The sequence below is a fragment of the Metabacillus sp. KJ11-3 genome, from assembly GCF_055808295.1.
Map to the genome: position 1 here is coordinate 2462765 of NZ_CM147865.1, position 20316 is coordinate 2483080.

The 20316-nt window shown below is 35.2% G+C and carries 18 protein-coding genes and 2 pseudogenes; all 20 read right to left on the minus strand.

All coding sequences use genetic code 11. From position 1 onward, the window contains the following. Positions 1 to 117: 117 nt before the first annotated feature. A pseudogene (locus AC0L8O_RS12515) lies at positions 118 to 1820 on the minus strand (proline--tRNA ligase). Positions 1821 to 1852: 32 nt separating this feature from the next. Next, positions 1853 to 3112, minus strand: a complete 1260-nt coding sequence (gene rseP, locus AC0L8O_RS12520) for an RIP metalloprotease RseP (RefSeq protein WP_473448353.1) — start codon at positions 3110 to 3112, stop codon at positions 1853 to 1855. 16 nt (positions 3113 to 3128) lie between these two features. Next, positions 3129 to 4280, minus strand: a complete 1152-nt coding sequence (gene dxr / locus AC0L8O_RS12525) for a 1-deoxy-D-xylulose-5-phosphate reductoisomerase (protein WP_473448355.1) — start codon at positions 4278 to 4280, stop codon at positions 3129 to 3131. A gap of 41 nt (positions 4281 to 4321) precedes the next feature. After that, on the minus strand, positions 4322 to 5119 hold the full coding sequence (locus tag AC0L8O_RS12530; RefSeq protein WP_251682779.1) for a phosphatidate cytidylyltransferase: 798 nt from the start codon (positions 5117 to 5119) through the stop codon (positions 4322 to 4324). An 18-nt stretch (positions 5120 to 5137) separates the two neighbouring features. Next, positions 5138 to 5917: an isoprenyl transferase gene (locus AC0L8O_RS12535; RefSeq protein ID WP_473448358.1), complete on the minus strand. Its 780-nt coding sequence runs from the start codon at positions 5915 to 5917 to the stop codon at positions 5138 to 5140. 187 nt (positions 5918 to 6104) lie between these two features. After that, positions 6105 to 6662: a ribosome recycling factor gene (gene frr, locus AC0L8O_RS12540; RefSeq protein ID WP_473448360.1), complete on the minus strand. Its 558-nt coding sequence runs from the start codon at positions 6660 to 6662 to the stop codon at positions 6105 to 6107. Beyond that, the gene (gene pyrH, locus AC0L8O_RS12545; RefSeq protein ID WP_473448362.1) at positions 6655 to 7386 is read right to left on the minus strand and encodes a UMP kinase; all 732 of its coding nucleotides are present in this window, start codon (positions 7384 to 7386) and stop codon (positions 6655 to 6657) included. Before pyrH ends, frr begins: the two co-directional genes overlap by 8 nt. A gap of 157 nt (positions 7387 to 7543) precedes the next feature. Continuing rightward, positions 7544 to 8425, minus strand: a complete 882-nt coding sequence (gene tsf / locus AC0L8O_RS12550; protein WP_473448364.1) for a translation elongation factor Ts — start codon at positions 8423 to 8425, stop codon at positions 7544 to 7546. A gap of 191 nt (positions 8426 to 8616) precedes the next feature. Beyond that, positions 8617 to 9320, minus strand: a pseudogene (rpsB, locus tag AC0L8O_RS12555) (30S ribosomal protein S2). 227 nt (positions 9321 to 9547) lie between these two features. Continuing rightward, positions 9548 to 10081: a hypothetical protein gene (locus AC0L8O_RS12560; RefSeq protein ID WP_473448365.1), complete on the minus strand. Its 534-nt coding sequence runs from the start codon at positions 10079 to 10081 to the stop codon at positions 9548 to 9550. A 25-nt stretch (positions 10082 to 10106) separates the two neighbouring features. Continuing rightward, positions 10107 to 10403, minus strand: coding sequence for a hypothetical protein (locus tag AC0L8O_RS12565; RefSeq protein WP_473448367.1), 297 nt, complete (start codon positions 10401 to 10403; stop codon positions 10107 to 10109). 65 nt (positions 10404 to 10468) lie between these two features. Then, on the minus strand, positions 10469 to 11236 hold the full coding sequence (locus AC0L8O_RS12570) for a FliA/WhiG family RNA polymerase sigma factor (RefSeq protein WP_473448368.1): 768 nt from the start codon (positions 11234 to 11236) through the stop codon (positions 10469 to 10471). Between the two features lie 97 nt (positions 11237 to 11333). After that, entirely contained in the window at positions 11334 to 11834 is a 501-nt protein-coding gene (locus AC0L8O_RS12575) for a chemotaxis protein CheD (RefSeq protein WP_473448370.1), read from the minus strand. Next, complete coding sequence (locus tag AC0L8O_RS12580) at positions 11824 to 12465, minus strand: chemotaxis protein CheC (RefSeq protein ID WP_473448372.1); 642 nt, start codon at positions 12463 to 12465, stop codon at positions 11824 to 11826. Before AC0L8O_RS12580 ends, AC0L8O_RS12575 begins: the two co-directional genes overlap by 11 nt. Before the next feature lie 6 nt (positions 12466 to 12471). After that, a complete protein-coding gene (locus AC0L8O_RS12585) occupies positions 12472 to 12936 on the minus strand; it encodes a chemotaxis protein CheW (protein ID WP_473448374.1) in 465 nt (154 codons plus the stop codon). Between the two features lie 73 nt (positions 12937 to 13009). Further along, the gene (locus tag AC0L8O_RS12590) at positions 13010 to 15031 is read right to left on the minus strand and encodes a chemotaxis protein CheW (RefSeq protein WP_473448376.1); all 2022 of its coding nucleotides are present in this window, start codon (positions 15029 to 15031) and stop codon (positions 13010 to 13012) included. Positions 15032 to 15114: 83 nt separating this feature from the next. Further along, entirely contained in the window at positions 15115 to 16200 is a 1086-nt protein-coding gene (locus tag AC0L8O_RS12595) for a protein-glutamate methylesterase/protein-glutamine glutaminase (protein ID WP_473448378.1), read from the minus strand. Between the two features lie 5 nt (positions 16201 to 16205). Next, positions 16206 to 17072, minus strand: coding sequence for a MinD/ParA family protein (locus AC0L8O_RS12600; RefSeq protein ID WP_473448380.1), 867 nt, complete (start codon positions 17070 to 17072; stop codon positions 16206 to 16208). 6 nt (positions 17073 to 17078) lie between these two features. Then, the gene (flhF, locus tag AC0L8O_RS12605; protein WP_473448382.1) at positions 17079 to 18233 is read right to left on the minus strand and encodes a flagellar biosynthesis protein FlhF; all 1155 of its coding nucleotides are present in this window, start codon (positions 18231 to 18233) and stop codon (positions 17079 to 17081) included. Then, complete coding sequence (flhA, locus tag AC0L8O_RS12610) at positions 18230 to 20266, minus strand: flagellar biosynthesis protein FlhA (RefSeq protein WP_473448384.1); 2037 nt, start codon at positions 20264 to 20266, stop codon at positions 18230 to 18232. The genes flhF and flhA overlap by 4 nt, the downstream gene beginning before the upstream one ends. Positions 20267 to 20316 lie beyond the last annotated feature (50 nt).

The window sequence follows — 20316 nt, forward strand, 5'->3', positions numbered from 1 at the left end:
TGAAGAGGCTGCCTCATTTCAGACAATTCCTAAAAGGAAATAGTCCTGTTAAATCGAGTCAGCCTCTTCTTGTCATTTTATTATTTTAACATGGTTTTAACTTAGGAGTAAGCTTTTTTAGTTTCCAAGTAGTTCGGTTATTTTATCTTGAAGATCATTTATTGATACTTCAAATGATTCACCAGTTTTCCGAAGTTTAACTTCAACAATACCTTCATCAGCTTTTTTCCCCACTGTGATACGCACTGGTATTCCGATAAGATCTGAATCTGCAAATTTTACTCCTGCACGTTCTTGACGATCGTCTAGAAGCACCTCATATCCGTTCCGGGAGAAATTTGAGTATAATTTTTCCCCAAGATCCCTTTGTGTATCATTCTTTACGTTTACTGGGATGATGTGTATTTGGAATGGAGTTACTGAATTCGGCCAAAGAATCCCATTTTCATCATTGTTTTGTTCAATAATTGCGGCTAACGTTCGTGATACTCCAATACCATAACAGCCCATAATCATGGGTTGAGAACGCCCATTTTCATCTAAAAATGTCGCATTCATAGCATGACTATATCGTGTTCCTAATTTAAATACGTGACCAACTTCAATGCCCTTTGCAAATTTGATCGTTCCTTCACCGTCAGGAGAAGCATCTCCTTCCTGGATAAAACGAAGGTCAACAAATTGGGACACTTTTGCATCACGTTCAATATTTACACCTGTATAATGGAATGGTTCTTCATTTGCTCCGCATACACCATTTACAATACTAGCAACTGCATGATCTGCAATTACTTCCACTTGATCTGATACATTAATCGGACCGACATAACCAGGAGTACAATGTAACATTTCTTTTGTTTCTTCAGCAGTTGCCAATTCAACAACAGAAGCTCCATATACATTTTTCACCTTAATATCATTTACTTCATGATCACCACGTACAAGCACAAGGACAAATTTTTCATCAACTTTGAATAAAACTGATTTAATGCATTTTTCTTTTGAAACTTCTAGAAAACCAGAAACCTCTTCAATCGTTTTTTGGTTTGGCGTTTCAATTTTCTTTAGATCTATAAATGCTTCACTGCTTTTCTCATATGTTGTAATAACAGGTGCCATCTCAATGTTTGCAGCATATTGAGATGTATCAGAATAGGCAATTGTGTCTTCCCCAATATCAGATAAAACCATAAATTCATGTGTATCCGTTCCACCCATTGCACCTGAGTCAGCAATAACTGCTCTAAAATCTAATCCACAACGTGAGAAGATATTCTGATAGGCAGTAAACATCTTTTGATAACCTTCATCCAAACTCTCATTTGTTGCATGGAACGTATATGCATCTTTCATAATAAATTCACGTCCTCGTAATACTCCGAAACGCGGCCGCTTTTCATCACGAAATTTTGTTTGAATTTGATATAAAGCTAAAGGAAGACGTTTATATGATTTTACTTCGTCTCTCACAAGACTTGTAATCATTTCTTCATGAGTTGCACCAAGTGCAAATTCTCTATTATGGCGATCTTTTAATCTCATTAATTCTGGTCCGTAGGAATACCAACGCCCAGATTCTTGCCATAATTCACTTTGTTGTAGAGCGGGCATCAATAATTCAGAAGCCCCTGCATTGTCCATTTCTTCACGTACAATTTGTTCGATTTTTTCAGAACCTTGTGCGCTAAAGGTAAGTAGCTATATACACCACTCGTGTTTTGTCTAATAAAGCCAGCTCGCAGCATAAGCTGATGGCTTTTCACTTCAGCATCAGCCGGAACTTCTCTAAGAGTAGGAATAAATGTCATACTTTGTTTCATTACGAGCACCTCTATTTTAAATTAACTTTTGTTTATAGAAATAAACGTTGGATATCATTCCACGTCACAACTAACATTAACAACATTAATAACGAGAAACCAATAAAATGAACGATACCTTCTTTTTGTCGATCGATAGGCTTTCCTCTTAATGCTTCAATAAATAAAAATAATAAACGTCCACCATCTAAGGCCGGAATAGGTAATAAATTAACAATACCTAAATTTATACTCAACAGAGCAGCCCATCTTAAGAGGTTCGTAGTACCTGACTCAGCAACTTGATCTGTCATGTCATAAATACCGACAGGTCCTGACAGCATATCAATTGAAAATTGACCTGTTACAAGCTTCCCAAAACTAATTAATATTTCTTTTGTCCAAGTAAATGTTTCAACAAATCCATATTTGAGGGAGCTTCCAAAGGATTTGTCAACAGGATTATACGCACCAATGCGCCCAATCACACTCTCTCCTACTTTTGTTGCTTCGGGGATAACCTCATAGCTTAACATTTCACCATCACGTTCAACTTCAAAGGTTAATTCCTTGTCAGGACTTTCCTGAATAATTGACACGACACTTTCCCAAGTAGAAGTTGCTTCTCCTTCAATTGAATGAATGACATCCCCTTCTTGTAGGCCAGCTTTATTCGCGGAACCATCAGACGTTAACTCACCTAATCTAGCTTCATTAACCGGCGCCCCTTGGATAAATCCGAGAGAAAACAAAATAACGAATGCCAGGAGGAAATTCATAAAGGGACCAGCAAAAATTGCTGCAATCCTTTGACCAACCGTCTTGGATTGGAACTGTCGGTTAAAAGGAGCAATCTGTGTTTGTTGTCCATCCACAATGAAATAAGAAGTTTCACTTACTTCAAACCTTTTTAAAAAATCATCTTCCCCGTGCTCGTAACCCGAAATGAACATGCCATGTTCCAAGTCTACATTTTCAACTTCAATGATTCTTGCATTTGGATATTTTTCTTTGTTATTTAATATGATTTTTTCTACTTTTTCTTCTTTATTAAAAAGTAAGCCCACATTATGACCAGGCTTTACTTCAATTACCTCGGGATCTTCTCCAGCCATTCGAACAAAACCGCCAATTGGCAGTAGACGAATGGTATAAACTGTTTCATTCTTCTTAAAGGATAATATTTTAGGACCAAAGCCTATTGCGAATTCCCGACAAAGGATGCCCGCTCGATTTGCAAGTATTAAATGGCCGAGCTCATGAAAGAAAACCAGAGCACCGAAAATAAGAACAAACGCTATCACTGTATTCATTTTTGTATGACCACCTTTATGAGATTAATGTTTGTACAAAATTTCGAGTTTGTTGATCAACTTCCTGAATTTCCTCCAGCCCAGGATGTGCGATGCTCTCATGCTTAACCATTGCTCTTTCGATAAATTCCTCAATTTGAAGAAACTTAATTTTCCCATTTAAAAATGCAGCTACAGCTTCTTCATTTGCTGCATTTAGAACCGTTGGCATTGTTCCACCTATTTTACCCGAATCATAGGCAAATTGTAAGCATTTATACCTATCAAAATCTGCTTTTTCAAAGTGTAATTTCCCAACTTCCCATAATTCCAGTCTCTTCGAATTTTTCACTTGTAATCGATTAGGGAAAGTTAAAGCATATTGAATTGGAACTCTCATATCAGGTGTTCCTAATTGTGCAATAATGCTATGATCTTGAAATTCGACTAAGGAATGAATGATACTTTCTTTATGTAATAAGACATCTATTTTTTCATAAGGGATGTCAAAAAGCCAATGAGCTTCTATAACCTCTAAACCCTTATTCATCATTGTTGCAGAATCAATTGTAATCTTCGCACCCATTGACCAGTTAGGATGATTTAGTGCTTGCTCTACTGTTACATCGGTTAGTTCTTCTCTTGTTTTATCACGAAAACTTCCTCCTGAAGCAGTAACAATCAGTCTTTCGATATTTTTGGGGTTTTCACCTTGTAGGCATTGAAAAATCGCTGAATGCTCGCTATCTACTGGTAAAAGATCAACACCATATTTTCTAGCATGTTCTGTTACAAGATGACCTGCTGTTACGAGAGTTTCCTTGTTTGCTATGGCAATCGTAATTTTGTGTTCAATTGCCTTTAATGTAGGGACCAGGCCAACACTACCGACAACAGCATTAACCAAACAATCTACTCCATCAAAAATAGCTGCTTCGATAAGAGCGTTCTGCCCATAACCGATCTTTACCTCTTCATTCGGTATTTCTAATTTTAATTTTTCATATGTTTCTTTATCCTTAACAGCTACAAAACTCGGCTGAAATTGACGAATAATCTTAATTCCTGATGAGATATTGCTTCCAAAAGACATGGAAACCAATTTAAATTGATCTGGGTGTGCATTGATTACATCCAATGTTTGTATACCTATAGATCCTGTAGCACCCAAAAGACTAATTTTTTTCACGAAGTCACTTCCAATCAAAAATGAAATACGTTTGCTTGGACTTATAAACTAAATAAGATACTTAAAAAATGCATTAAAGGTAAAACAAATAATAAACTGTCAAAACGATCAAGAATTCCTCCGTGTCCAGGGAGGATAGTTCCTGAATCCTTTACCTGATAGTGTCGCTTAAATGCAGATTCAACAAGATCTCCTATTTGTCCAAAAATTGAGAGGAAAACGGTCATAATTATAACAATTACATAATTATCAAACACATTTGTAAAATACTGATAGATACATGCAAAAATAGCCGCAAATACCACGCCACCTAGTGCACCCTCTATTGTTTTATTTGGACTTATTTCAGGCCAAAGTTTATTTTTCCCCAATGATCGTCCAACAAAATATGCACCTGAATCTGTCACCCATATTAAAAGTAATGCATAAAATACATGATTTAAATCAATATTTCTTGTCTCAATAAAAAAGTAAAATCCAATACCTAAATAAAATACAGCGATTACGACAAAACCTACATCATCAAAGGTGAATTTATTTTTTGCCAGAACTGTATATGTCAAAAGCAACAGAAGTCCGAGCAATGCAAATTCAGCTTTCGAGAAAATTAAATCATTTATTAATGATATATAAGAATTTGGTATTAATAGAACCCATAATATTAATAAACTAATGAACCCGGGAAAACTAGCCAGCGATATTTTTTTCATTCGTAATAATTCATATAATCCGATTGACGCGAGTAAATAAACAAATATCGTAAACGGCAGTTTCCCGTAAATAACAAATGGAAGAAATAAAGCAGCAGCTATAACAGCTGTTAAAATTCGTTGTTTCATTTTTTTACTTCATCACCTTTATACGCCACCAAATCTGCGGCCTCTATGTTGATATGTGTGAATGGCTTGTAATAAACATTGCTCATTAAAATCAGGCCAAAGTACATCAGTAAACCAAAATTCTGTATAAGCAAGTTGCCATAGCATAAAATTACTTAATCTTATTTCCCCGCTTGTTCTAATTAACAAATCAGGGTCAGGTAGTGTTTGTGTCATTAAATAATTCGAAAAGATACTTTCATCAATTTCTTCTTTTTTTAATTTTCCTGATTCTACCTGTTTTACAATATCCTGTACTGCAGCAATGATCTCCGTACGACTTCCATAGTTTAATGCAAAATTCAAAATAAGCCCGTCATTATCTTTCGTCTCTTCAATTGCTTTATCCACAGCTTTTAATGTGTGTATTGGAAGTTTATTCTTATCTCCCATTACACGAACCTGAACATTTTCTTCAATTAATTCAGGTAAAAAAGTAGTCAGAAATTCTTCCGGTAACTTCATTAAATAATCTACTTCAACCTTCGGCCGTTTCCAGTTTTCAGTTGAAAATGCATATAATGTAAGAACATGAACCCCCAGAGCATTAGCCTGCTTTGTAACTCTTCTTACAACCTTCATACCCTCATGATGGCCGGCAATTCTTGGAAGTGCACGTTTTTTCGCCCATCTTCCATTTCCATCCATAATGATCGCGATATGCTTGGGTATTTCCCCCTTTAATAGTTCCTCTTGATTTATGATTTGTTCGTTGGATAGATCAGGAGATCCTCTCCATTTTTTAAGTATGTTGAGCATGTGATTCCTCCATCACCCAATAATTCCTGTTTCTCATTTTTCTTTGATGACGTTAACAGTATTAACAAAAAAACCCCCTGTAAACATTAGAGGGTCTTTTCATACCTATTGTACATATTTTTTGTCGATTAGGAAACTGAAAAATTCCATATACGAATGGAATTTAAGAATTCATTTCACGAATGAATTAAACTTCCAAAATTTCCTTTTCTTTATCTTTTGCAACTTGGTCAATTTTAACGATGTATTCATCTGTTAATTTTTGTACATTATCAGTATTGCTGCGTAATTCATCTTCTGTGATCTCACCATTTTTTTCAAGCTTTTTCAACTCATCATTGCCATCACGACGAATATTTCTGATAGCAACTTTTGCTTCTTCACCATATTTTTTAACCAATTTAACTAGATCTTTTCTTCTTTCTTCAGTTAACGCAGGAATTGATAAGCGAATTAAAGAACCATCGTTAGCAGGTGTCAATCCTAGATCTGATTTTAAAATGGCTTTTTCAATATCACCAAGCACAGTTTTGTCATATGGTTGAATGACTAATAGGCGTGCTTCAGGAACACTGATAGAAGCAAGTTGATTAACAGGTGTAGGTGCACCGTAGTAGTCAACAGATAGTTTATCAAGAAGATTTGCGCTTGCACGCCCAGCCCTTACGGACGCTAATTCACGACTTAAAGAACCAACAGCTTTTTCCATTTTTTCTTTCGTGTTTGCTAATACTTGTTTAGCCATGATTATTTCCCCTAACAATTGTACCAATATTTTCACCAGTTACGGCACGTTTAATATTTCCTTCTTCCATAATTGAAAAAACAATTAACGGTATATCATTGTCCATACATAGAGATGATGCAGTCGAATCCATAACTGCTAAACCTTCTTTAAGAACATCCAAGTATGATAGTGTCTCATATTTTACTGCATCTTTATCAACACGAGGATCTGCACTGTATACACCATCAACATTGTTTTTAGCCATTAGAATTACATCTGCCTCAATTTCCGCAGCACGTAGAGCAGCCGTTGTATCAGTTGAGAAGTAAGGATTTCCTGTTCCAGCTGCAAAAATAACAACTCGTTTTTTCTCGAGGTGACGAATTGCTTTTCTTCTTATGTAAGGTTCTGCAACCTGTCTCATTTCAATCGATGTTTGTACTCGTGTCTGAATCCCTTGTGTTTCAAGGCTATCTTGTAAAGCCAAGGAATTCATCACAGTCGCAAGCATTCCCATATAATCAGCAGTTGCACGATCCATTCCCATTTCACTGCCAATCTTTCCACGCCAGATGTTTCCACCGCCTACAACAACTGCAACTTCTACATCTAATTCTGCAATTTCTTTCACTTGTTTTGCAATTGATTGTATAACAGATGGATTTATTCCAAAACCATTATCACCTGCAAGTGCTTCACCACTTAATTTAAGTACAATACGTTGATACTTAGGTTTACTCATGATTACCTCCAACTCTCTATCCGCTCTTAATTTACATGTCCTACATATATATCTTATACTCATCTCGAAAAGAAGGGAACACTGGCTGTGTTCCCTTTTTCCATTATAAGAAAATTTTCTCTAGTTTAAACACAAAATTATTTCAATGTGTTTACGATTATTTTTTGACTTGGCTCATTACTTCTTCAGCGAAGTTATCTTGACGTTTCTCGATTCCTTCACCAACTTCATAACGGATGAAAGTTTTTACAGTTGCGCCTTTAGACTCAACAAATTGTTTTACTTTTTGATCAGGATTTTTAACGAAGCTTTGATCTAATAAGCAAATTTCTTCAAAATACTTACCTAGGCGTCCTTCAACCATTTTAGCAACGATGTTTTCCGGTTTACCTTCGTTCAATGCCTGCTCAGTTAAAACTTTACGTTCATGTTCAGCTTCTTCAGCAGAAACTTGGTCACGTGAAACATATTTTGGGTTAACTGCAGCAGCATGCATCGCAACATCTTTAGCAGCCTCTTCATCAGTTGTACCTTCTAATAATGTTAATACGCCAATACGTCCGCCCATGTGAAGGTAAGCACCAAACGCATCATTATCAGTTTTTGTTAATACTGAAAAACGACGAAGAGTGATTTTTTCACCGATTTTTGCAATTGCTGAGTTAATGTAATCTGCTACTGTAGTTCCATTACCCATTGTTTCAGCTAAAGCAGCTTCAGCATCAGCAGGTTTCTTTTCTAATAAGAAATCAGCTAATCCGTTAATCAATTCTTTGAAGCCTTCATTTTTTGCAACGAAGTCAGTTTCAGAGTTTACTTCAAGGATAACAGCTTCATTTCCGTTTACTTTCACTAAAGTAGAACCTTCTGCAGCAATACGATCAGCTTTTTTAGCTGCTTTCGCAATACCTTTTTCACGAAGATAGTCAATTGCTTGATCCATATCTCCGTTTGTTTCAGTTAACGCTTTTTTACAATCCATCATTCCAGCGCCAGTTTTTTCACGTAATTCTTTAACCATTTGAGCAGTTACTGCCATAACGGTATTCCTCCTTAAGGTCATATAGGTTTGGGTTACATTAAACCATTCAATAAAAATAGAATGTTCTCATCATTATGTTAGGTTACACCATATGCTGTAATACATAACATATTGGATTATTCACTTAGTATGTAGCTTGCTTTAAAAAAGGTGATAAAAGGTCAAATCCCCTTATCACCTTTTGCACATTAAGCAGGTGTTACTGTTTCTTCACCTTGTTTAGATTCTAAAATTGCATCTGCAATTTTTGCAGTAGAAGTTTTACAGCACGAATTGCATCATCATTTGCAGGAATTACATAATCAATTTCATCCGGATCACAGTTTGTATCAACGATACCAACAATCGGAATGTTTAATTTACGAGCTTCTGCAACAGCGATGCGCTCTTTACGAGGATCGATAATGAATAATGCATCTGGTAATTGCTTCATGTCTTTAATTCCGCCTAGGAATTTTTCAAGACGCTCAAGCTCTTTGTTTAGTTGTACTACTTCTTTTTTAGGAAGTACTTCAAAAGTACCATCTTCCTGCATTCTTTGAATATCTTTTAAACGTTTGATACGTTTTTGGATTGTTTCAAAGTTAGTTAATGTACCACCTAACCAACGTTGGTTTACAAAGTACATTCCAGAACGTTCTGCTTCTTCTTTAACAGAATCTTGCGCTTGTTTTTTTGTACCTACGAAAAGAATTGTACCACCTTCAGCTCCAAGTTCTTTAACGAATTTGTAAGCTTCTTCAACCTTTTTAACAGTTTTTTGAAGGTCGATGATGTAAATTCCGTTACGCTCTGTAAAGATGTAACGTTTCATTTTTGGGTTCCAACGGCGAGTTTGATGACCGAAGTGAACACCAGCTTCAAGCAATTGCTTCATAGAAATTACTGACATGTGTTTGTTCCTCCTAAATGGTTTTGATCTCCTCCGCTTATATCATCTTTAAGCATAACTATTCTTTTTAAGCATATGATGTAAAAAAACAGCACCAATACTTAAATCTATAAGCGTGTGTAATAACACCAAAAATTAATATACCATATCGAAATATGACAATCAAGAGTAAAGTGAAGAAACTTTACAGGTTCATCATAAATTTGTCATATATTATAGAATATAGTCTATAGTTGGCGGAATTTAAGAAGTAGTTCAACTTCTGTCTTTCCTTTATTTAACCTTTTTGCAATCTGTTCTACAGTATATCCTTGTTTATAAAGATTTAGTGCCTCAATCTCAAATGGGGGCTTATTTTTATTGGAAGTTTGTGTAATTTCAACAATATCTTCCATGTCGTCTATCCCTGACAAATGTCCAGGCAATTCATTTGAGTTTATTTCTATCTCCGTTTTGTTGGGAACCTTAGGTTTCTGTTCCCTTTCTGAATAGGAATCTTGGTTTAGCTCAGTCGAATCTTCATTAATCGGTTTTGGTACTCTTTCATTTGAAGATCTTAACAAAGTATTAATAAATTTTTCATTTTCATCCTTCATATCAATTAAAAAATTTGTCATTGAATTTTCTGTTTCTTCAAGAATCTGACGTTGTGTATCTGAAAGATCCTTCATATTTGAATACTTCACATAAAGGACGATAATAAAATAAAAAGCTACTACGTGAAGTAGTAAACTTAATAATAGTAAAATAGTAGTTGGCATAGGCATCCTCTCTTAACCAAAAAAGTCAATTTTTTTCCTTTAAAAGGATGGTCAGGATTCTCCTCTTTTTTTGTACTTTTTTCTTTTTCTTATTTTGCTCGTGATGTTGTTGTGAATGATCTTTTTTCAAAAATAGTTTATCACTCTCATTATTTTGTGATACCTGAGTTCTTTTTAAGTCTACTTCCTTTTGAGTAGAATGTGCAAGTTGATCTTGAATTTGCTGATTTCTTTGGTTTATAAGATCTTGCATCTTACCGGCATCATGTGTTCGTGGTAGAGCAAGTTGCATTTCAATGTTTTTGAGGCTTATATCAGTCACACCCTTATGATTAGTTGGATATCTTGTTAGACTAATCTATGGTGATTTATATTTATCATTTATTCTTAGTGGATGACATTTTCTAATATTTTTCGTAACTTGAATAATGCTTTTGAATGAATTTGAGAAATTCTGGAGGTTGATAGATTCATAACTTGACCAATTTCAGTTAATGTTAATTCCTCTTTATAAAAGAAGCTGATAACCAGCTGTTCTTTCTCACTTAATTGTGTAATCACTTCCGATAATTGTCCAATTAACTCGTCGTATACCATCTTTTCTTCCGGTGTTTTTTGATTATCATCTTTGACTGTGAAACCAATACTTTCACCATCTTCTTGATCAAACAATTGATCGTCAATCGAAAGAACATTCGCAAAGAAGCCCTCATTCATTACACCAACAACTTCTGACTCAGATAAGCCCAGCTCTGCTGCAATTTCCTTTGAAGTTATATTTCGAAGATGCTTTTGCTCCAATTTATCAATTACAGCTTCTACACGTTTCGCTTTTTCTCTTGAGCTCCTTGGTAACCAGTCTTCTTTTCTTAATCCATCAATTATTGCTCCACGTACTCTGAATGAAGCATATGTGTCAAATTTTAAATCCCTATTAGGGTCAAATTTTTCTAAGGCATCATATAATCCGAAAAGTCCTAAACTCATTAAGTCATCTTTCGTCACATTTTTTGGGAGTCCTACAGATATTCTTTGAACATGATAAGATACAAGGGGCATATATTTTTTGATGAGTGCATTACCAGCATGTGCATCACGTACATCAATCCATTTTTGCCATATTACATGTTCGTCGATTTGTGTCAATTGTGTCATTTTTATCCCCCTGATCAACATAAATATCATGAAAAGATCTTCATCTATCTGATCTTTGTTATTTAGTCCCGTTACTAAATGGTTCCAGGATTAAACCCTATATTATTTTTGTCCCTTGGTTGACAGTCCGAATCATTAATTCAGTTGTTTTGGGATCAAATTCAATCGTTCTGCCGCTATTTCCACCCACATCTTCATTAAGAATCGGAATATTATATGTCTGTAGTATTCTTCTTACTGCTTCTACGTTTCTAGGTCCAATTCGCATCATGTCATTTGATGATTGAAATTGAAACATTTGAGCACCTCCAGCCACTTTTGCATGGAGAAGTCTCATTTTCGCTCCTGAACCTACTAATTTATTTATTAATAACGGGATTGCACTATCTGCATATTTAGCATGATTAATAGTTGTTTGATTCGCAAGTGATGAGTCAGGTAACATAATATGTGCCAAACCTGCTATTTCATTGATTTTATCAAAAAGGATTAGTCCTACACATGAACCTAAACCTGAAGTCCTTATCCTATTTGGAGATTTCACAATATTGAGGTCAGCAATACCAACTTTAACAACTTCAGCCAGTTCATTTTTCATGATTAATACCAAGGGCATCAAATAACTTTTTGAAAGAATTCGGATCTGGCAATAAAAAGAAATGCCCTTTAACAGAATCTATATCAAGCTGATCTTCTTCCTTAATCGCAGTATCAATAATGATTGCGTAATCACTTACATGCGATAATTCAATTAAACCATGAGTAATCACTGCACCAAACATATCAATTGTTAAAGCTGGAACAGAAGGATATATCATTAAATCTGTTAAATCCGATAATGATGATAAATAGGATCCAGTTAAAATATTCCCAAGCTCCTGAAAAGCAGATAATCCCAACTCACTATAAGGTGTCTTTTTTAATGAAAAATCATCATCAGCTATTAACTTTTTAATAAACCGCTCTGCTTGTTCAATACTAAGAACAAAAAATAGTGAACCCGGGATATCACCTTCCATTCTTAAAAAAACACTTGCAACAACCACTTCTGGTCCACCAACCAGTTCCATAAGCTCAGTAAAAGAAATTATCTTTACATCGGGTACTGTCATATCAATCTTTTTGTCTAGTAACATAGATAAAGATGTGGCAGAGTGTCCGGCACCTATATTCCCAACCTCTTTTAATATATCTAAATGAATTGGCGTAATTGATTTTGTATAATCCATGTCTTTCTAAATATCCTGAAGTGCTAGTGTTTGTTCTGTTTTTAATACTTCATCAAGATCAATCATCACAATTAATCGCTTTTCTAATTTAGCAACACCTTGAATGTATTCAACCTCTACAGAGCCAACAACTTCAGGTGCTGGTTCGATAATATCCTTTTGAATATCAATAACATCATTTGCTGCATCCACAATAAAACCTACTTCAATGTCTTCTTTAGAAACAATGATCATTCTTGTACTTTCAGTATCCTCAAGTTCTTGAAGACCAAATCGTTTTCGGAGATCGATAATTGGTGTAACCACACCACGCAAGTTAATTACTCCCTTAATAAATGGAGCTGTCCTTGGAACTCTTGTAATATGCTCAACTTTCTCAATTGAACGCACTTGTTGTACAGGAATTCCATACTCTTCGTCCTGCAGTTGAAAAACAATGACTTTAAGATCTCCAACTAAATGTTCACTCATTGTAAATACTCCTCTCTAGACATACCCCTATCTATTTTCTTTCCTTTAAGTCAACCTTATCATGCTTAGTTAATTATTTTATAAGAGCATTACAATCAACAATTAATGCGACTTGACCATCTCCTAAAATAGTCGCTCCCGAAATAGCAAAAACAGAATTCAAATAATTCCCTAACGATTTCAATACAATTTCCTGCTGTCCAATGAAAGAATCAACGACTAATGCAGCCATTTTTTCTCCTTTACGGACAATAATTAATGAGACAAAATCTTCATCTTCATTTGCACAAGGAACTTCAAAGATTTCGGACAAAAAGACTAATGGTACAATTTTACCTCTAAAATCAATGACTTTTTGATTGTGCGCTTGTAGAATATCTTCTTTTTTAATTACTGCTGTTTCAATAATAGATGATAATGGAATAGCATATTTTTCATTACTTAATTCAACTAACATAACTGAAATAATCGATAATGTCAGTGGTAGCTGTATAGAAAATAATGATCCTTTACCTTCTTTTGCATCAACAGAAACTGTACCGCCCAGAGATTCGATCGTACTCTTTACTACATCTAATCCAACACCCCGACCTGATATATCTGAAATCTTGTCAGCTGTTGAAAAACCAGATGAGAAAATCAGCTCATAAACTTGCTTATCCGTTAAAGTAGCAGCTAGCTGCTCTGTCACCACACCACGATCCAATGCTTTTTTAAGTACACGGTCACGATTAATACCTGCCCCATCATCCTCAATTTCGATAAAGACATGATTTCCACTATGATACGCACTTAATACTACATGACCTTCCTCACTCTTACCGTTTCTTACACGTTCCTCCGGCATTTCGATTCCATGGTCAATTGCATTGCGCAGTAAGTGAACAAGCGGATCTCCAATTTCATCAATTACTGTTCGGTCCAGTTCCGTTTCAGCTCCAACAATGTCCAAATGAATTTTTTTATTTAAATCTTTCGCTAATTGTCTAATCATTCTAGGGAAACGGTTGAATACTGTTTCAACTGGAACCATTCTCATATTTAAAATGATGTTTTGTAAATCACCGGAAATCCTTGACATTCTTTCTACCGTTTCATTAAGCTCTGAATTATTTAGATCCCTGGATATTTGCTCCAATCTCCCACGGTCAATAACAAGCTCTTCAAAAAGATTCATTAGGATATCTAAACGTTCAATGTTGACACGGATTGTTTTGGAACTGGTGGCAGCAACCTGTTTTGTTGCTGTTTTCACTTCCTCTTTTACCTGTTCAACTTCTTGATTATCAGGTGTTTCATGTTGCTCTCCTGTGCTTAGTTCAGACACAACTGCCGAGACATGATCAAGATCAATTTGCCTTACAATAACATCTTCAATTTCTGACACTTTCATTACTTTGTTTTTAAGATCTTCTGAAGATTCTTTTGTAACAAGTGCTACAGTAAATTCATGATCAAATTTTTCTTCCTCTAAAAGCTCAACTGATGGAACAGATTTAATGACCTCACCAGCTTGTTCTAAAATTTCAAACACCATAAATACTCTTGCAGCCTTTAATAAACAGTCAGTTCTCAATGTAATAGTTAATTCATATGGAGAAAAGCCTTGCTCCTTTGATTGTTGAATAACGGCATTTTCATAATCGTCATAAGAACCAATTGATTGCATTAGAGGTTGTGGAGCTAATGCGGTATTCGTATCAGCTGTTACCGTTTCACCATTTTCAATTTGCTTTAACATTTCTACAACTTTTGAAACATCTTTTTTCCCGTCCCCACCTTCAGCAATTGAGAATACCATTTCTTCTAAGTCGTCTACAGATGCAAAGACAACATCTAAAATCTCAGCTGTCACTGTAAGCTTTTCATTTCTGATTGCGTCAAGAACGTTTTCCATTTGATGTGTTAAGTTAGCTAAATCTTCGTAGCCCATTGTGGCGCTCATCCCTTTTAATGTATGGGCAGACCTGAATATCTCATTCACAATTGATAGATCCGTAGGATTTTTCTCTAACTCTAGTAATTTTTCATTACATGATTGTAAATGCTCTTTACTTTCTTCAATAAATACTTCCAAATATTGATTCATTTCCATACGGTAACACCCCTAAGTTTCGAGTTGAATATCGGATAAACAACCAGAACACTGTTGTTTAGTAAATTATAAAATTTTATTTCTTAGTATGCTGGCGAAAGAAAATGTAAAATAACGTCAGCAATTTCTTCCACATTTGCAACTCTATCAACTAAATTTGTTGAAACAGCTGATTTAGGCATTCCGTAGACAACAGATGTCTCTTCTGATTCAGATATAGCCTTCACGACTCCTTTTGATTTCATCTTTTTTAACCCTTCTGAACCATCAGAACCCATTCCTGTCATAATGACTGCAATTTTGCGATAATTGTTTAGTTCACTTACAGATTCAAACATTACGTCAACGGATGGTCGATGACCATTTCTTATGTCTGATTGGTCTATTTTTATTGTTAATACTGAGCCTGATTTTACAATTGTCATATGTGATCCACCAGGAGCTATATATGCCGTGCCTTTTTTTACAACTTCCCCATTGACAGCTTCTTTTACATCAATGGAAGAAATTGTGTGAAGCCGGTTTGCCAGTGACTGTGTAAAGCCTTGAGGCATATGTTGAACAATAAAAATTGGTGCATTAAGATCGGATGGTAATTTTGTTAATACATGCTGTAAAGCTCTCGGTCCTCCTGTAGAGGTCCCAATACAAATGACTGATTGACCAAATCTGTCTTTGTCGAAAGAAACTGGACTTTGGCTAGCATTTGAGTCTATTTTACTATAACTTGTAGGTTTTTGTAATAATTGATTGTTTACTTTCTTTAAATTTGCAGATTTCGCAAGAATAACTTTATTTTTTAGTTCCTCCTTGACTTTGTGTAGGTCTAAAGATATAGATCCTGAAGGCTTAGGAATAAAGTCAAAAGCACCATATTGCAATGATAAAATCGTATTTTCAGCACCATCTTTTGTCGTACTTGAAAGCATGATCACAGGCCTTGGACATTTTTTCATAATGATTTTTAAGGCTTCTAATCCATTCATGATAGGCATTTCAACATCTAAAGTAACAACATCCGGATTAAGCTCTTCAATTTTAGTTAAGGCATCCGCTCCATTTCTAGCTGTCCCTACCACTTGAATTTGTTCATGTTCAGAAAGAAAATCAGAAATTAGCTTTCTCATAAAAGCTGAGTCATCGACAACTAAGACACTTGTTTTTCCCATAAATGTTACCTGCCTTTCATGAAGAAATGTTTTAGCTTCGAAATAAAAGGTGCTTCTTCTTGAATTTTTTCAATCGTATTCTTTTTTTCCAAATAATTTTGTGAAATCATTTTTAATGCTTTGCTTGCCTGACAACCAGGTTGGAAAAGAATGAAAGGTTTTTGATCGATCACAGCCTTCATAATGGTAGAGTCATCAGGAATTGTTCCAAGTAGAGAAACTTCTCGTTTTAAGAATTGATTGATCGTCTGTTCTAATCTTTTATACGTAGTTTCAGCAACTTTCTTATTGAAAGCTCGATTTACGACAATAGTGAATGGAATTGTTCCATTATTTACACAAACATTTTTTATTGCTGCGTACGCATCTGTCATAGAAGTAGGCTCAGGAGTAGTAATCACGATAATTTCATCAACAGATAATAAAAAACGCAAGCTGTCTTCTGATATACCGGCCCCCATATCGAAAACAATATAATCGTATAATTTAAATAACAAACCGAGTTGCTGAAGAAATTGTTGAAACTTTTCTTCATCCATTGAAAAAATAATACCAAGTCCTGTACCACCCGAAATATAATCCAGACCATTTGGGCCGGAAGAAATAATTTCTGAGAGCAACATATCCTGATGGAAGAAGTCGACAATTGAATATGCAGAACTTTCACCAATTAATATATCGATATTACCCATACCGATATCTAAATCGAATAATAATACTCGTTTCTTTTCTTGTTGTAATGCTAACGAAAAGTTAAGTGAAAAGTTTGACTTTCCCACTCCACCTTTTCCACTCATAACAGCAACAGATTTTGCTTCTGTTTTTAAACTTTTTAAACGTTCTCTTAGACGCTGTGCTTGATCATATGACATTTTTTCTTACCTCAACATTTGTTCGACTATACGGTCTCTTGTAGCCACTTCGATATCTTCCGGAACATTTTGTCCATGAGTTGTATATGCAATGCCTTTTTTCGTGTTTAACATGACATCAAATAGTGATCCTCTTGTTGATGTTTCGTCCAATTTTGTAAAAATAAGCTTATGGATCGGAATAACAGAAAACTGTTTAAATACGGCAAGCATATCAGTTGGCTTTGCCGTTGCGGCTAAGACTAAAAATGTTTCCATTTCTTCGTCAAAGTCAATAATATTCTGTAAATCAGAAACATATTTAGGCTCCAGAAAATTTCGTCCTGCCGTGTCAATAAAAACATAATCATACATTGCTAATTTCTGTTTAGCTTGTTTAAAGTCTTCAATCGTATAACAAATTTCAATTGGAACATCTAGAATCTTCGCATACGTTTTTAATTGATCAATCGCTGCAATTCGATATGTGTCTGTGGTTATAAAAGCAACCTTCTTCTTTCTTTGAAGAACACATTCAGCAGCTAGTTTTGCAAGGGTTGTTGTTTTCCCGACTCCTGTAGGGCCGATAACATTAATGTATTTTCGCTTGTAAGAAATACCCCCGAATTCAAGATCTGCTAGGTGATGAGCAAAAAAATCATGTTGCTTTTCAAGTAATTCTTCATCCGATATGTCACCTTTTCGGACATACCAAAAGTCTAAAAGCTCTGCCATCAATTGACTTCTCAATACGGGTGATATTTCCTGTTCAATCATATTTTCGAGCACTTTTTTCAAAGGCTGTGGATACATATCGATTTTTTCATTTGTAGAAACAGACTTAAGCAACCTTTTCAAATCACTTAATTCATCTAAAAGTTGTAATTGATCGATATTTTTTTGTGAATTTGTTTGTACTTGTTGTGCTATTTCTAAACCACTATCTTTGATGAGAGGCTTTGATGCTTCTTTCCTGACATTTTTTACAGTCTTCATTTCAATTGGGCTAACATCCGGATCCATTGCAGCAATCACTTCAATTTTCTTTTTAGTAAAGAACCCCAAAAATCCTCCGGTTTGAATCATTTTCGAGTTTAAAATGACTGCATCATTTCCCATTTCACTTCGGATTTTTTTCATCGCTTCTTGCATAGATGTTGCGACATACTTTTTTACCTTCATTCTACATTCACAACCCCAATACTCTGTACTTCAACATTTGCTTCCAGCTCATTGTAAGACAAAATAGGCACTTGTGGAAAATATCGATCTGTTAATTGTCTTACATACATTCTCACAGCAGGAGAACATAATATGATCGGTGTCTGCTGCTCGAGGGATAACATTTCAACTTCCTTTGCTACCGATTCAATAATCATCTGTGAAACATCAGGACTTAATGATAAGTAATTGCCATGTTCGGTTTGTTGTACACCATCTGCAATTAATTTTTCTACTCTACCCGATAAAGTTACGACCTTCAGAAAATTGTCCTGTTCAGCATATTGTACAGTTATTTGCTTAGCTAAGGCTTGTCTTACATATTCCGCCAGTAACTCCGTGTCCGAAGTCATTTTTCCAAAATCAGCTAAGGTTTCAAAAATAATCGGTAAATTTCTTATCGACACTTTTTCACGTAATAACTTAGCGAGTACTTTTTGAATCTCACCAATACCAAGTGGAGTTGGCGTAACTTCTTCTACTAAAATAGGATAAGTTTCCTTTAAATGATCGATTAATTGTTTAGTTTCTTGTCTACCTAATAATTCATGCGCATGTTGTTTTATGACTTCTGTTATATGTGTTGATACAACAGATGGAGGATCAACAACTGTGTAACCGTACATTTCAGCTGTATCTTTAACTTCATCTGTTATCCATTTAGCAGGCAATCCAAAAGATGGTTCAATTGTATCAATTCCTTCAATTGAATCATCTTCTATTCCGGGAGCCATAGCTAAATAGTGATCAAGTAAGATTTCACCCTTTGCCAATTCATTTCCCTTGATCTTCAAACGATATTCATTAGGTTGTAACTGAATATTATCTCTTATTCTTACAACAGGTATGACAATACCTAGTTCAATAGCTAACTGTCTTCTAATCATAACTACCCGATCAAGTAGATCTCCACCCTGATTTGTATCAGCAAGAGGAATTAATCCGTACCCAAACTCAAATTCAATTGGATCAATATTTAACAGGTTAACTACACTCTCTGGACTCTTCATTTCGTCCATTTCTATCTCTTGCTCAATTTCTTCTTCATCAGGCACGTTTTGTTCTCTAGTTTTTGTAATCATATAGCCTCCAATAGTGAGCAATGCTGCAATTGGAAGTGTTAATAGAATACCAATCGGCGTAAAAATACCTAATAAAAAAATGGTCCCTGATGCCACATAGAGCATTTTTGGATAAGCAAATAGTTGATTTGTAATATCTGTACCAAGATTTCCTTCCGAGGCAGCACGTGTTACTACAATTCCTGTTGCAGTGGATATTAATAATGCCGGAATTTGGCTTACAATCCCATCACCGACTGTCAGCATTGTAAAATGTGATGCAGCCTCAGAAATAGACATACCAAGCTGCATCATGCCAATAATGATGCCAAATAACATATTGATTAATACCATGATAATACCGGCGATCGCATCACCTTTTACGAACTTACTTGCACCATCCATTGCCCCGTAGAAATCAGCTTCATTCGCAATTTTATCTCGTCTTTCACGAGCCTGTTGCTCAGAAATCATACCTGCATTTAAATCTGCATCAATGCTCATTTGTTTACCGGGCATTGCATCAAGTGTAAAACGGGCAGCTACTTCTGATACACGTTCAGAACCTTTTGTAATAACAACAAACTGAATAACAATTAAAATAATAAAAACAACAAACCCGACCAAAACATTTCCTCCGGTAACAAACGTCCCGAAAGTCTCAACCACTTTCCCTGCATCACCTTCTGCTAATATCGCTCTAGTCGTGGACACGTTTAGTCCTAAGCGAAATAGAGTCAACAGAAGAATCAATGAGGGAAAGATTGAAAATTGCAATGGCTCATTCATATTCATTGACGTAAGAATTACTAATAGTGCAAGAGATATATTTATAATAATTAAAAAACTTAACAACCAGCCCGGGAACGGAATGATCAGCATTGCCACAATTAAAATAACACTAAGTAATACAGATAAGTCTTTTCCGGACATGTTTTTTCTCTCCTTAAACCCAATCAATCTATTGAATTAGTAGAAATAAT

Coding starts and splice junctions, on each gene's coding strand:
- flhF (WP_473448382.1), bottom strand. CDS start 18,233: ATGAAGGTAAAAAAGTATGTCGCAACATCTATGCAAGAAGCGATGAAA.
- AC0L8O_RS12590 (WP_473448376.1), bottom strand. CDS start 15,031: ATGGAAATGAATCAATATTTGGAAGTATTTATTGAAGAAAGTAAAGAG.
- pyrH (WP_473448362.1), bottom strand. CDS start 7,386: ATGAGTAAACCTAAGTATCAACGTATTGTACTTAAATTAAGTGGTGAA.
- AC0L8O_RS12585 (WP_473448374.1), bottom strand. CDS start 12,936: ATGAGTGAACATTTAGTTGGAGATCTTAAAGTCATTGTTTTTCAACTG.
- rseP (WP_473448353.1), bottom strand. CDS start 3,112: ATGAATACAGTGATAGCGTTTGTTCTTATTTTCGGTGCTCTGGTTTTC.
- flhA (WP_473448384.1), bottom strand. CDS start 20,266: ATGTCCGGAAAAGACTTATCTGTATTACTTAGTGTTATTTTAATTGTG.
- AC0L8O_RS12530 (WP_251682779.1), bottom strand. CDS start 5,119: ATGAAACAACGAATTTTAACAGCTGTTATAGCTGCTGCTTTATTTCTT.
- frr (WP_473448360.1), bottom strand. CDS start 6,662: ATGGCTAAACAAGTATTAGCAAACACGAAAGAAAAAATGGAAAAAGCT.
- tsf (WP_473448364.1), bottom strand. CDS start 8,425: ATGGCAGTAACTGCTCAAATGGTTAAAGAATTACGTGAAAAAACTGGC.
- AC0L8O_RS12535 (WP_473448358.1), bottom strand. CDS start 5,917: ATGCTCAACATACTTAAAAAATGGAGAGGATCTCCTGATCTATCCAAC.
- AC0L8O_RS12570 (WP_473448368.1), bottom strand. CDS start 11,236: ATGACACAATTGACACAAATCGACGAACATGTAATATGGCAAAAATGG.
- AC0L8O_RS12595 (WP_473448378.1), bottom strand. CDS start 16,200: ATGGGAAAAACAAGTGTCTTAGTTGTCGATGACTCAGCTTTTATGAGA.
- AC0L8O_RS12580 (WP_473448372.1), bottom strand. CDS start 12,465: ATGGATTATACAAAATCAATTACGCCAATTCATTTAGATATATTAAAA.
- AC0L8O_RS12560 (WP_473448365.1), bottom strand. CDS start 10,081: ATGCCAACTACTATTTTACTATTATTAAGTTTACTACTTCACGTAGTA.
- AC0L8O_RS12575 (WP_473448370.1), bottom strand. CDS start 11,834: ATGAAAAATGAACTGGCTGAAGTTGTTAAAGTTGGTATTGCTGACCTC.
- AC0L8O_RS12600 (WP_473448380.1), bottom strand. CDS start 17,072: ATGTCATATGATCAAGCACAGCGTCTAAGAGAACGTTTAAAAAGTTTA.